The organism is Blastocatellia bacterium, assembly GCA_025054955.1.
In the GTDB taxonomy this organism is placed as follows: Bacteria; Acidobacteriota; Blastocatellia; order HR10; family J050; genus JANWZE01.
In genome coordinates, this window is the sequence record JANWZE010000127.1 from 27764 (window position 1) to 40747 (window position 12984).

General features: G+C 56.0%; 10 protein-coding genes. 9 read left to right on the forward strand and 1 reads right to left on the reverse strand.

From position 1 onward, the window contains the following. Positions 1-12: 12 nt before the first annotated feature. The 6 genes from gcvH (at position 13) to NZ823_15600 (ending at position 7554) form a co-directional block, all read left to right on the forward strand. Positions 13-408, forward strand: a complete 396-nt coding sequence (gene gcvH, locus NZ823_15575; protein ID MCS6806547.1) for a glycine cleavage system protein GcvH — start codon at positions 13-15, stop codon at positions 406-408. After that, positions 405-1751 (forward strand): aminomethyl-transferring glycine dehydrogenase subunit GcvPA, encoded by a 1347-nt coding sequence (gcvPA, locus tag NZ823_15580; protein ID MCS6806548.1) that lies wholly within the window; start codon positions 405-407, stop codon positions 1749-1751. The genes gcvH and gcvPA overlap by 4 nt, the downstream gene beginning before the upstream one ends. A 9-nt stretch (positions 1752-1760) precedes the next feature. Next, positions 1761-3290, forward strand: a complete 1530-nt coding sequence (gene gcvPB, locus NZ823_15585) for an aminomethyl-transferring glycine dehydrogenase subunit GcvPB (GenBank protein MCS6806549.1) — start codon at positions 1761-1763, stop codon at positions 3288-3290. 74 nt (positions 3291-3364) lie between these two features. Next, positions 3365-5293 (forward strand): glycoside hydrolase, encoded by a 1929-nt coding sequence (locus NZ823_15590; protein MCS6806550.1) that lies wholly within the window; start codon positions 3365-3367, stop codon positions 5291-5293. Positions 5294-5698: 405 nt separating this feature from the next. Beyond that, the gene (locus NZ823_15595) at positions 5699-6328 is read left to right on the forward strand and encodes a hypothetical protein (protein ID MCS6806551.1); all 630 of its coding nucleotides are present in this window, start codon (positions 5699-5701) and stop codon (positions 6326-6328) included. A 17-nt stretch (positions 6329-6345) separates the two neighbouring features. Then, a complete protein-coding gene (locus NZ823_15600; protein MCS6806552.1) occupies positions 6346-7554 on the forward strand; it encodes a hypothetical protein in 1209 nt (402 codons plus the stop codon). 405 nt (positions 7555-7959) lie between these two features. Here the strand turns inward: NZ823_15600 and NZ823_15605 are convergent, their stop codons facing one another. Beyond that, on the reverse strand, positions 7960-8430 hold the full coding sequence (locus NZ823_15605) for a YbaK/EbsC family protein (GenBank protein ID MCS6806553.1): 471 nt from the start codon (positions 8428-8430) through the stop codon (positions 7960-7962). A 200-nt stretch (positions 8431-8630) separates the two neighbouring features. Between NZ823_15605 and NZ823_15610 the strand changes: the two genes are divergently transcribed. The 3 genes from NZ823_15610 to ftcD all read left to right on the forward strand — a co-directional run bounded on the left by NZ823_15610 (position 8631) and on the right by ftcD (position 12796). After that, the gene (locus NZ823_15610; GenBank protein ID MCS6806554.1) at positions 8631-10169 is read left to right on the forward strand and encodes an AAA family ATPase; all 1539 of its coding nucleotides are present in this window, start codon (positions 8631-8633) and stop codon (positions 10167-10169) included. 114 nt (positions 10170-10283) lie between these two features. After that, positions 10284-11213 carry a lamin tail domain-containing protein gene (locus NZ823_15615; protein MCS6806555.1) on the forward strand — a complete coding sequence of 310 codons (930 nt, stop codon included), beginning with the start codon at positions 10284-10286 and terminating at the stop codon, positions 11211-11213. 20 nt (positions 11214-11233) lie between these two features. Further along, complete coding sequence (ftcD, locus tag NZ823_15620; protein MCS6806556.1) at positions 11234-12796, forward strand: glutamate formimidoyltransferase; 1563 nt, start codon at positions 11234-11236, stop codon at positions 12794-12796. The last annotated feature ends 188 nt before the right edge of the window (positions 12797-12984 follow it).

Sequence of the window (12984 nt, forward strand, 5' to 3'; positions counted from 1 at the left end):
GGGAGGAACATCATGGCTGAATATCCAGACGATTGCCTTTATAGTAAAGACCACGAATGGGTACGAATTGAAGGAACGACAGGCGTGGTTGGCATCACTGATTATGCCCAGCAAAGCTTAGGCGATGTCGTTTACGTTGAATTGCCTTCGGTCAACCAGACCTTCGATGCCGGTGAAGCGTTCGGCACAGTGGAATCGGTCAAAGCGGTGAGCGAATTGTTCATGCCGGTTGCCGGTCAAGTGACGGCGGTCAATACCAAACTGGCCGATTCTCCTGAATTAGTTAACCATGATCCCTACGGGGATGGGTGGATGGTGAAAATTGAATTGACTCATCCTGACGAGACGTCGCACCTGATGTCGGCCTCCGCTTATGAAGCCTATGTGAAGGCCGAAGCCAGCAAATAGCCATGCGGTATATACCCATTTCACCGGACGAACAGGCCGACATGCTGGCCGCAATCGGCCTGCAGACGATTGATCAACTCTTTTCCAGCGTTCCGCCGTCGCTCCGACTCCAAGAACCGTTGAATCTGCCTCCAGCCCACTCTGAGATCGAGTTGCTGCGCCGGTTAACCATCATGGCCGCGCGCAATGCGACCAGCGAAACATTCTCGATCTTTCTTGGAGCCGGCGCCTATCATCATTATCGTCCCGCTCACATTGACGCGCTCATCACGCGTTCGGAATTTTTGACCTCCTACACGCCCTATCAGCCGGAGATCAGTCAAGGGACGCTGCAGGCGATTTTTGAGTATCAAACATTGGTGTGTCAACTGACCGGCATGGAGGTTGCCAATGCATCGCTCTATGATGGCTCCACTGCTGTTACGGAAGCGATCCTGATGGCTCATCGGTTGACGCGTCGCCGACGTGTGCTGGTGGCAGCCAGCGTGCACCCTGAATATCGTGAAGTGGCTCGAACACTGACGCAAACGCTGGGACTGGAGATCGAGCTGATTCCCTACAATCGAACGACCGGACAACTCGACCTCGGCGCTGTGAGGCTAGACGCTTCGGTGGCCGCTGTGGTGGCGCAGTCGCCCAATTTCTTCGGCGTACTAGAGAATCTTGAAGCGATCAGCCACGCCGCTCATCAGGTCAGCGCATTGATGGTCAGCGCTGTGGCTGAGCCGATCAGTTTGGGACTCGTGCGAACGCCCGGCGAACAAGGCGCCGACATTGTAGCCGGGGAAGGCCAGTCGCTCGGCATCCCGCTCAGTTTTGGCGGGCCTTACCTGGGCTTGTTCGCCACACGACAAGAATTCATTCGCCAGATGCCCGGACGGCTCGCCGGAGAAGCCTACGATCATCACGGGCGTCGAGGTTTTGTGTTGACGCTTTCCACCCGTGAGCAACACATCCGTCGCGAAAAGGCCACATCGAATATCTGCACCAATCAGGGGCTGATGATGCTCATCGCCACAATTTGGATGGCCAGCCTGGGGCGTCAAGGGATGAAGGAAATTGCTTGGCAAAACGTGCAAAAAGCCAGTTATGCAGCCCAACGCATCGCTGCGCTGGATGGCTATGAGCGCCGATTCACGGGTCCGCATTTCAATGAATTTGTCGTCAAGACGAGGCGACCTGTTTCAGAGACGCTTGCTCGATTGCAAGAAGATCGCATCATCGGCGGATTACCCCTTGGACGGTTCTACCCGGAATTGTCCGACTGCCTGCTGGTGTGCGTGACTGAGATGAATCGGCGTGAGGAAATTGATCAATTGGTCAACTGCTTTGATCAGATGTAGGGAACAACGATGAGTCACGATCAACAGGCCAAACCAACGGCAACGCACATTGTGCGCGACGAAGCATTGCTATTCGAACGATCTCGTCCGGGGCGCAAAGGCTATGCGCTGCCGGCGTTGGATGTGCCTCAGCAGCCCATCGCTCAGTTAATCGGCGAGGCCTATCTGCGGACTGATGAGCTTAGCGGGTTCCCTGAACTGAGTGAGGTGGATGTGGTTCGACACTTCACCCGCTTGTCCAGTTGGAACTACAGCGTTGACATGGGACTTTACCCGCTCGGCTCATGTACCATGAAGTACAATCCAAAGATCAACGAGGTGGCCGCGCGGATTCCCGGCTTTGCGTTGCACCATCCTTACACGCCTGAAGAACTCTCTCAAGGCAGCCTGGAACTGCTCTTTTGGTTGGAACAACTTTTGTGTGAGATCACCGGAATGGGAGCAGCAACGTTGCAGCCGGCAGCCGGCGCGCAAGGCGAGCTGACCGGCATGCTGGTGATCCGCGCCAGTCTGGCTGCTCGTGGTCATCCACGTCAAACGGTGCTCATTCCCGACTCTGCGCATGGGACAAACCCGGCCAGCGCCGCCGTGTGCGGTTACCAGGTGAAGACAATTCGATCCAATGAGCGTGGCTTGATTGATTTGCATTCGCTCCGCCAGGCGGCTGATGAAACAGTGGCCGCCCTGATGCTGACGAATCCCAATACGCTCGGACTCTTTGAAGAAGAGATTCATCAGGTGGCGGAGATCATCCACGGCGTAGGTGGCTACGTCTACATGGATGGCGCCAACATGAACGCGCTGCTTGGCATCACGCGCCCCGGTGATATGGGCGTTGATGTGATGCATCTGAATACGCACAAAACATTCTCGACGCCACATGGCGGCGGTGGTCCCGGCGCAGGCCCATTGCTGGTGACAAAAGCGCTGGAGCCGTTCCTTCCGATCCCCCGCGTGGTCAAGAGCGAGGATGGGACCTATCATCTGGACGTGGATCGGCCCCATTCGATTGGTCGAGTCCGAGCTTTCTATGGCAACTTCGGCGTGCTTGTGCGTGCGCTCGCTTACATCTTATCCAACGGCCCCGACGGGCTTCGCGCAATTGCTGAAACTGCTGTGCTCAACGCCAACTATGTTGCCCATCAGTTGAAAGATGTTTACGACATCGCGTATGCTGGCGCCTGCATGCATGAAGTGGTCTTTTCTGACAAGCACCAACTTCCGTATGGCGTCAAGAATTTGGATATTGCCAAGCGGTTAATTGATTTTGGATTCCATCCGCCGACCATGTCTTTCCCCCTGATTGTTCCTGGGGCATTGATGGTGGAGCCAACTGAAGCCTACGGACGTGAAGAACTCGATGCCTTCATTGCGGCGATGAAGACAATCGCTCAAGAGGCGAGAGAGCATCCTGAGCAGTTAAGATCGGCGCCACACTTGACGCGCATCGGTCGGTTGGATGAAGTAGCCGCTGCCAGAAAACCGGTGCTCAGATGGCAGCCACAGAGTGCCTCGGCCAAAACCGATACGAGCGCCTGACCAACGAAGGGCGCATGACCAGCGAAGACGTATACCATCGTGGCTGGCCACCGGCACAATAAGGAGTGCAAACTATGACAAGCAAGATTCGTCGTGGTTGGCGGTTCGGTCTCTTTTGCCGGTATGGATTCTATGGCGTCACAGTGGCAATCTTATTGCTTGTTTCACTGGCGCCGATGGTGACGTCTCAAGAGGAACGTGAGAAACGGTTGCTCGATCTGTCGCATCGGCCACGATTGCCAGCTCGCTTTTCCTATGGTCCTGAGTGGGACAGCCTGCCTGCCCTCCTGATCGTGAAACTGCGGTACGACGACGTATCAGAAGCCGTCACAGTGGTCAGCTACGGCCTGTCACGTGGCAGAGTCTTACGACCTCGCTACCATTCCCAAGACCCGGTGTGGTACCAAGTGATCTCGCAACAAGGCGACGTCATCACCGAAGGAACCTTCTGCCCACCTGTGCCGACGAGCTTGGCGTCAGACATGTCGGCTACGCCTGATAACGTGGTGTATATGGGCGAGCACACGTTCCTTTTGCGGATTCCCTATCGAGCGGATATTCGGGGATTGAGGTTTTTCAGAAACGAACCATCGCTGAGACAGATCGGCTCGGCCTCGATTTCTGAGAAGGTCGAACCCATCCGGCCGGCCGTGCCGGTGTCCGCCAGAGATGAAGGTGAGTCCTCATCGGAAAGTTTAACCGCGTATCTTCAGCAGCAGGTTCAGAGCAACTTCCGGCTCAATAACGAGGAAGAAGAAATTCCACAAAACGAGTGCTACATCGCCATCAATCCGCGTGATCCAAACAATCTCGTGGCCGGCGCCAACGACTATCAATCAGGTGGCATCGCCGCGTATACGTCCACTAACGGAGGCCGGAGTTGGAGGAGTCAAATCCTGCGATTGCCGTTCAGTCTTCGTATCGGGTCGGACCCAACCATTGCCTTTGATTCACGGGGAGACGTCTACTATGGTTTTGTCGCATTCAATGTGAACGCCCGAAACCTTCCCACCGACACCGGCATCTATGTGGCGCGGTCAACCAATCGCGGGCAATCTTTTGGTGAACCGGTCGCCGTCGTTCAACACGTGCGACAACCGGAGGCCGACACTGAAGACAAACCAATGATTGCCGCCGATCCAAATCCGATGAGTCCCCATGTTAACAATGTCTATGTCACATGGACCACCTTCGTTGGCAATATAGAGAACATCCAGGCGATTGACATCAAACTTGCGCGTTCCACCGATGGCGGCCGCCGCTTCTCGTCGCCGTTACTGCTGCGCCGGTCCGACTCAATTCCCCAGCAATGGCCGCAGCCGGTGGTTGGTCCCAACGGCGAGCTCTACGTCGTCTGGATGTCGGGGATCAGTTATCGAATCGCCCGCTCGTTGGATGGAGGGCAGACGTTTGAACGGGATCGTCGCGCCGCCGGCTTTTATCTGATCGGGACGCTTGATCCGGAGACCGGACGGCAATTCCTCAATGGCGGATTTCGCGTCATCAATTATCCGGTCTTGGCTGTTGATACCAGCACAAGCTCAACACGCGGCAACTTGTACCTGGTCTGGTCAGATGGATTCAATGGGGACGCCGATATCTTGTTTACTCGCTCGACCGACGGTGGGGTGAGTTGGCAATTGCCTTTCATGAGGCTCAACGATGACCCGCTCCGCAACGGACGAGACCAATTTTTCCCCTGGATGACAGTTGATCCAACCAATGGGGATGTCATTGTCATGTTCTATGACAGACGCAATGATCGGGGCAATCTGTTGATGGATGTTTACGTCACTCGTTCGACTGACGGTGGGGTGACCTTCAGTCCGAACGTGAAAGTCACGACCGAACAAATCAATCCGCTCGTTGGCAGCGAACCGTTTCGTGGCATGTTCATTGGCGATTACAACGGACTAGCAGCCTGGGCGCGCGTCGCTTTTCCCGTCTGGACGGATACGCGCCGTGGCCAGCAGGATATTTATGGCGCGCAGGTTCGCTGGTAAGCGCCATGCGAATGGCGCTGGCGGCGTGTGTAGCAGCGACACAAGATCGGTAAACCTCAGATTTGTTGGTGAGCGCCGTGTGAGTTGCTCTAGCGCCGTGCGAATGGCTCTGGCGGCGGCAGCCGATGCAGAGCACAACAGCCCCGTCGTGGCCCTCACAGATGCAGCAGGCGCATCGGCTCGCCAGGCGCTTGAGCGGCGACGATGAATGCTGATCCGAGGCGATGAGCGTCGAAGAAAGCGGTGTCAGGCTTCTTGACGTGAACAATTGACTGTCGGTAGCATTACATCGTCAGCATGCTGCAAGTGATTTTAGCCCGGTCGCACGGCTGATCATGAGTTGAATTTTGTTATGATCCTGACTCGTGAACGATCTATTATCCAAAACACACCTGGAGGAACCGTATGAAAGCATTCTTTCGTAGCCCACGCTTGCTGACTCCAAAGAGGGTCGGTATCTGGCTTCCTATTGTGGTCATGCTCGGTATCTCAATTGACCAGCTCGTTGAAAGGACCGGATTGGCTCAAGTCAAACGTGTCACTTTGTCAGAAATGGTTACTGCGTCCGGCACGGTTGTGTCGGGCCGTGTCGTCCAAGTGCGAGAAGGACGGCATCCTCACTATCGCAACATCGCGGTGACGTTTGTCACCGTCGAAGTTGAGGAGGTCCTGAAAGGGGCTGCGTCGCATATCACTCGCCATGAGTTCATGCAGTTTGGCGGAACGGGCATCACGCGAATCCATGATATACCCTCATATCAGGTCGGCGAAGAAGTGATGCTGTTTCTCTATCCGGAGAGCGAACAAGGCTTCACCAGCCCTGTCGGGGGAGGCCAGGGCAAGTTTTACCTGAAGCGGGACAGTCAAACCGGCGAGCGATGGGTCAGCCAGGCGTTGCCTAATGCCAGCCTGTTTGACGGCATCAAGATGCAAAAACTCACCATGGCCGAGCGAGAGCTCATTGGCCGCGCCGGCAGCGCAATGAATTATCGCGCCTTTTCATCACTGGTGAGAAAGCTGGCCCAACAACAGTAACATGCTGGAGGAGACCTATGCGCCAACAACAACGATTCTTTTACCGGTCTGTTTGGGTGATTTTGTGTGGCCTACTTCTGTTGTTTGTCTCTCAACGCGATCAGGTGAATGCTGGGGGACCGTTATTTGTGTCGGAGCTCGGCCGTCCATTCTTTTGGCCAGCAGCGATTGGACGTGGCCTGCCGTGGACGCCGGATCAAGGCCGGCTGGGCCGACTCTCTAATGCCGATGCGATCCGATTCGTCGCTGATTCGTTTGCCGTTTGGCAGAATGTTCCGCTAACCCGCGCCAGGTTCGTTCAATCGGGTCAACTTCCTGTAGACGTGACGGCCAGCAATTTCATGTCAGTGTTGGATGGTCTCGTCAATGATTGCCTGGAATCCCGCGGCTGCATCACGCCAATTGTGTTTGATACGGATGGGCGTATTATTGATGCTGTCTTCGGTCGTGGCGCTTCATCGCAGATTCTGGGCTTTGCCGGCCCGAGTGTGTTTCGTGGGAATCAGATCCTACAAGGCCGCGCCGTCCTCAACGGCCGATTCGGGACCGCTGATCTGCAGGGAACGATGATTCACGAATTCGGCCACCTGATGGGTCTTGATCACAGTCAGCTCAATGTGTCGTCTGGGTTGGATGCAACGACACGAAACGACAACGAGGTGCCGACCATGTTTCCATTCATTGTGCAGGACAGCGAGAATCTGCATCTGGATGACATGGCCTCGATCGGATTCTTGTATCCTTCGCAGTTATTTTTGCAGCGCGGCCAAATTTCCGGCCAAGTGCTTTTGCCGGACGGCAGGGGCTTTCAAGGTGCCAATGTGATCGCGCGTAACGTTGAAGACCCAAGATTCACGGCTGTCTCCTCTGTCTCTGGGTTTCTTCACCGTGGGACCCGGCGAGGGGAAAACTTTGGGTCCACAGACCCGTCCTTGTTGGGCTTCTATCAAATTGTTGGATTGCCCGATGGCCGATACACCGTTGAAGTGGAACCCATCCGTTCTATCTTCACCGATGGCTCTGCTGTCGGCCCGTTGAACCCACCGGCAGACCTGTTATTCCCGCCGGAATTCTACAGTGGCGATGCTGAATCAGCTTCAGATAATCCCAACAGCCGCGCTGAAATAGAGGTCACAGGCGGCGCCCGAGTCACCGATATTAACATCATTCTCAATGTGGGTAACCAACCCCAGTGGGCTGCTGTGAAACAATACCGTCGTCCTTGAGCTGACCGTCAATCAAGATTACGATCAGGCCGAGGTGAACCGTTTGCTTTTCAGGCTCACCTCGGCCAGAGCTCAGCACGCGGCTGCTTGCCTCCGATGCGCGTGCCGTTCCATTTCCTCTGTGATTGCGCCAAATACTTCGATCTTCCCTCTCATCATCGCCCGATTGGCCTCTCTTTGCACTGGGCGTGAGCGGGGGTCGTTTCGTGTCATGCCAATTGCCTTTGGAAGCGCTGTACTCAGTTGCCCATGGTCGCTTTCAATCTGACCGTTATCTCGATCTGCGATGCGCAATCCGCAATCGGACTAAGTTATCACCTGACCGCCGAGAGGCTCGCGCGGTCGCCCTCGCCTAGGTCTGCAACGCGACGCTCGTGACCGATTCAATGCAACACCGGCCGCCGCTTACGGCACGAATGTGAAGTTGATGGGAATCGGCTTAACGAGCCGTCCATAGTCAGCCCCTTTCATGCGAATGGCGTCTCGGTGCGTGCCGGCGTTGAAAACGATCTCCTCTTCGTTGGTGAGCGGTTCGGCGACATACACGGGCATATCATACAGGTTGCCAAACGGCGGCATGGCACCGACCTCGCAATCGGGAAACAGCATTTTAAGCTCCGCTTCGGTGGCCAGCTCGGCTCGCTGCGCTTGTGTGGCCTGGCGCAACTGTTCAAAGTTGATGTGATGGTGGGCCGGTAGAACAAGCATCGTGTATCGCCCGTCCAGTTTGACGATCACCACTTTGGCCAGGTCCCGCCCCGGCACGTGCATGACCGCAGCCAGTTCTTGAGCCGTGTAGGCCAGCGAATGGGTTATAGCTGTGTACTTGATGTTGTGCTGATCCAAATACTCTTTCAACTTGGCCGAAATGGACATAACTTTCAACCTCCTTCACCGTATGCTCCCCGGTGGTTGCTGAATGAGTCAACCGGAGACGCGGGCTCAATGATTACTCTACACTGAGAGTGTTAATCGAGCAACCACAAGGTGAATAAACTTGGCCATGCAATCATCACGCGTCGTCGCGCATGTCGCGGATGGAAATTTGACATCAGCAAGACGTATAATCCCCATCTGTGAGAGGACAACGAATTGAAGTGACAGACAATCTGGACCTGCTGCTCGAAGTCTTGCCGCCGCCGATTCGCGCCCGACTCGTTCAGCAAGGCAACGTCGAGAATCTGATGGAAATCGTGCTTGACTTGGGGCGTGAAGCCGAAGCGCGGTATATGGATCGGACGGTTTATTTGGATGGTTTTTGGGTCACGCGCGACGATATTCATCATGTCGTCAGTCGCATTGGCAGTTTCACGGCTGACAATCGCGCGGGTATCGAACGCACGCTGCATCGGATTTCAGCGGTTCGCAATCGTCATGGCGAGATCATCGGATTGACTTGCCGGGTTGGCCGGGCGGTGTTTGGAACGGTCGAGATCATTCGAGACGTCATTGAATCGGGTCAAAGTGTTTTGTTACTGGGGCCGCCGGGCGTGGGCAAGACAACGTTACTGCGCGAAGCCGCGCGCGTCTTGGCCGACGAATTTGATAAACGTGTCATTGTAGTGGATACATCCAATGAGATCGCCGGCGACGGCGATATTCCCCATCCGGGCATTGGCCGCGCGCGCCGTATGCAAGTGCCTTCGCCGGAGCGCCAGCATGCCGTGATGATCGAAGCGGTCGAGAACCACATGCCCGAAGTGATTGTGATTGACGAAATCGGCACCGAGGCCGAGGCGTTGGCTGCGCGCACCATTGCTGAGCGCGGCGTTCAACTGATTGCCACCGCGCACGGTCAGACGCTCGACAACCTTCTGCTGAATCCGACATTAACCGACCTGGTCGGCGGGATTCAGCCGGTGATCTTGAGTGACGAAGAAGCCCGGCGTCGTGGCACACAAAAAACCGTGCTGGAACGCAAAGCGCCTCCCACGTTTGAGGTGTTGATTGAGATTCAATCCAAGGATCGGCTGGCTATTCATCGTGACGTGGCCACCGTCGTGGATCGCTATCTGCGCGGCGCGCTGACCTCGCCCGAAATTCGCATCAGAAATGCCGATTACGAAATTGAAATTGTGCCGCCAGAAGAACCGGCGCAACAGGAACTGATGCACAGTGCGTGGATGGTCAGCCAGTCACAGGCGAGCGAGCCGCTGCGCATTTATCCATACGGCGTGACCCGACAACGGCTGGAACGGGCAATTCGAGATGGCCGCGCGGCAGCAGTGGTGGTGGACCGGCTCGATCAAGCAGACGTGATCCTCACCCTTAAAGGTCATGCCAAAGGGTTGTTCAAACGATTGCGAGATGCTCAGCAGCAGCGGCTGCCGGTTTATGTCATCAAGAGCAACACCTACAAGCAAATGATGGAGTTCCTCCGCGAGCGGTTCAGCGGCGCTGCGCGCGCAGCAAATCGGCGAGCTGCTGCGTTGCAAGAGGTTGAGGCGGCGGTTGCTCGCGTCATCAGACACAAGCAGCCGGTTGAATTGTCGCCGACAACTGCCTATTGGCGCCGACAGCAACATGAGCTGGCCGAGCAACTGGGTTTCATCTCTGAGAGCATTGGTCAAGAACCCTACCGTCGCGTGGTCATCCACCCACGGTTTCCAGAGTGAACAGCGCAGGATTTTCGGATTCGTCGCTGATCTGCTTTGAATGGGCTCCGTCAGTGTGATATTGTTAGAGCCGTCAGGCAGTACGTTTATTACATGAAGGAGGAAGGTACAACAATGCCCAAGCATATTCGTGTAGCGTTTTATCTGATGAGTCTGGTCAGCCTGTTTTTGCTTGTATGCCCGAATGGAGTTCAGGTGAACGATTCAGTCAGTGCTGCTCAACGTCCCCCGTTGGTCATCAATGAGCTGTTGGCGCGCGTTCCTGCTGATGATCCGGCGACACCGGATGTGATTGAAGGCGACGCCAATGGTGATGGCGTCCGAGATGCCAATCTGGATGAGTTTGTTGAGCTGGTCAACACGGGCATGGAGCCATTTGACATCAGTGGGTATGAGGTTGATGATAGCAATAGTCCGGGCAGTTTGCGTTTTCCTAACGGCACGATCCTTCCTGCGGGTGAAGCGGTCGTCATTTTTGGCGGCGGTGATCTGGTGATGTCCAGGTTGGAGTTTGGCAATGCGCGGGCGCTTGGACTGCTGTTCAGCGTGGGGGGCGCCAACGGCTTTGGCTTTGGGAACGCCGGTGACGCGGTCATTGTCAGGAATCCGCAGGGGCAGGAGGTCGCGCGGCTGGATTATGACAACATGAATCCTGTTCCACAGCCGGTCTTTCAATCGTTGAATCGCAATCCTGAGCTTACCGGCCCGTTTATCAACCATCGTGATGTGGCCGGAGCCGGGCAACGCGCGTTTTCGCCGGGCACGCGGGTGGACGGTCGCGCCTTCCGCCGTGTGTTGACCGGGGCTTCGCCTCAAGTCGGGCCGTTGAGTGGTGGCACCCAAGTGACGCTCACCGGCGCCGGATTTGGCAGTCCGATTGAGTCTGTCTGGTTTGGTTCCCGGGCGGCAACGGATGTGATGAGAATCAACTCGCTCCAGGTGGTGGTGCGCGCCCCAGCCAGCACGACTGCCGGGCCTGTTGACGTCAAGGTGATTGATCGGTTTGGCGAAATTGTGGCGCAAGGCCTCTACACCTACCAGTAGGCGCGCGCCGAGTGTCGGTTATGAATAAGCTGGTTGAATGCGTGCCGAACTTCAGTGAAGGTCGCCGCGCGGACGTGGTTGCTCAAATCGTCGCGGCCATCGAATCGGTCAAAGGGGTTGCCGTCATTGATCAGGAGCGAGACCCGGATCATAACCGCTGTGTGATTACGTTTGTGGCTGAACCTGACGCTGCCGTTGAGGCCGTTGTGCGAGGCGCGGCGAAAGCCTGTGAGTTGATTGATCTGAATCAGCATCAGGGCGAGCATCCACGTCTTGGCGCCACCGATGTCGTGCCGTTTGTCCCGATTCGCAATGTGACCATGGAAGAGTGCGTGGCGTTGGCCCGACGGGCTGGTCAACGAATCGCCGAAGAATTGCACATCCCTGTCTACCTCTACGAGTACGCGGCGACACGGCCTGATCGGCAGGATTTAGCCAACATTCGCAAAGGAGAATTTGAAGGGCTTCGGCAAACGATCGGCACTGATCCCAATCGCAAGCCCGATTTTGGCGAACCTAGAATCCATCCGACGGCCGGTGCCACAGTGGTCGGCGCGCGCGCGCCGTTGATCGCCTACAACGTCAATCTCAATACCAACAACCTCGATATTGCCAAGAAAATTGCCAAGGCAATTCGTGGACGAGATGGCGGATTGAGTTACGTCAAAGCGCTTGGCTTTGAGCTAAAAGATCGAGGCATCGTGCAGGTCTCGATGAATCTGGTCAATTACGAGAAGACGCCGATTTTTCGCGCGTTTGAGTTCGTCAAACAGGAAGCTGAGTACTATGGCGTCGCTGTGTTGGAAAGCGAGATTGTTGGCCTCGTGCCGCAACGTGCCCTGGATGCTTGCGCTGAGCGAGCTTTGCATTTGACGGGGTTCAGTCCTGATCAAGTGCTTGAAAATCGCCTTCAAGCGGTGCTCGGTCAATCGGCAGCGCCCAGCGGTGACTTGTCCAGCTCAATCGGCCACTTTGCCGACCTGGTTTCAGCGGGAACACCCACGCCCGGCGGCGGGAGCGTGGCAGCTTATGCCGGCGTGCTGGCGGCTGCGTTGGGTCAGATGATGTGTCACATGACCATCGGCAAAAAAAAGTTCGCCGATGTCGAAGCCGATGTGCGGGACATTCTGGCTCAACTGGGAGAGCTGCGACATAGCCTGACGCAAGCTATTGCCGCCGATGCCGAAAGTTTTGATCAAGTCATGGCAGCCTATCAATTGCCCCAGCAGACCGACGAGCAACGTCAAGCCCGGCAGCAAGCCATCCAGGCGGCTAGCAGACGAGCGACGGAAGTCCCACTGACCACTGCGCAGCGCGTGCTTCGTGTTTTGACATTGCTGGCCTCGTTGGCCAAGCTGGGCAATCCAAATTTATTGACCGATGTGGCGACTGGGGCGCAACTAGCCGTGGCCGCCATCACCGGCGCTTATTACAATGTGATTGTCAACCTAAGCTCCATTGACGATCAGCACTACGTCGCTGCCTGTCGCCAGCAAATTGGGGAGATCGTCGAGCAAGGGTGCGTGTTGGCGGCCGAAGTCGAACATATCACGTTGAGCAAGATATCGTCGTCAGCAACTTGACGGAGCCCATCATGCTGATGCAGCAACCTGACGGAGTCGCCACGCTGGTGCAGCAACCCGCTTGAGGCGGAACGTGTGTAAAACGGCTTCGTCAGCAGCTTGATGAAGCCGTGCCTACAACTGATGCGGTTGACCTGCGACGACCGCGTGATAGATCGTGTGCGTTCATTTGCCATCACGCGATATGA

Coding starts and splice junctions, on each gene's coding strand:
- gcvH (MCS6806547.1), top strand. CDS start 13: ATGGCTGAATATCCAGACGATTGCCTTTATAGTAAAGACCACGAATGG.
- gcvPB (MCS6806549.1), top strand. CDS start 1,761: ATGAGTCACGATCAACAGGCCAAACCAACGGCAACGCACATTGTGCGC.
- NZ823_15590 (MCS6806550.1), top strand. CDS start 3,365: ATGACAAGCAAGATTCGTCGTGGTTGGCGGTTCGGTCTCTTTTGCCGG.
- NZ823_15595 (MCS6806551.1), top strand. CDS start 5,699: ATGAAAGCATTCTTTCGTAGCCCACGCTTGCTGACTCCAAAGAGGGTC.
- NZ823_15600 (MCS6806552.1), top strand. CDS start 6,346: ATGCGCCAACAACAACGATTCTTTTACCGGTCTGTTTGGGTGATTTTG.
- NZ823_15605 (MCS6806553.1), bottom strand. CDS start 8,430: ATGTCCATTTCGGCCAAGTTGAAAGAGTATTTGGATCAGCACAACATC.
- NZ823_15615 (MCS6806555.1), top strand. CDS start 10,284: ATGCCCAAGCATATTCGTGTAGCGTTTTATCTGATGAGTCTGGTCAGC.
- ftcD (MCS6806556.1), top strand. CDS start 11,234: ATGAATAAGCTGGTTGAATGCGTGCCGAACTTCAGTGAAGGTCGCCGC.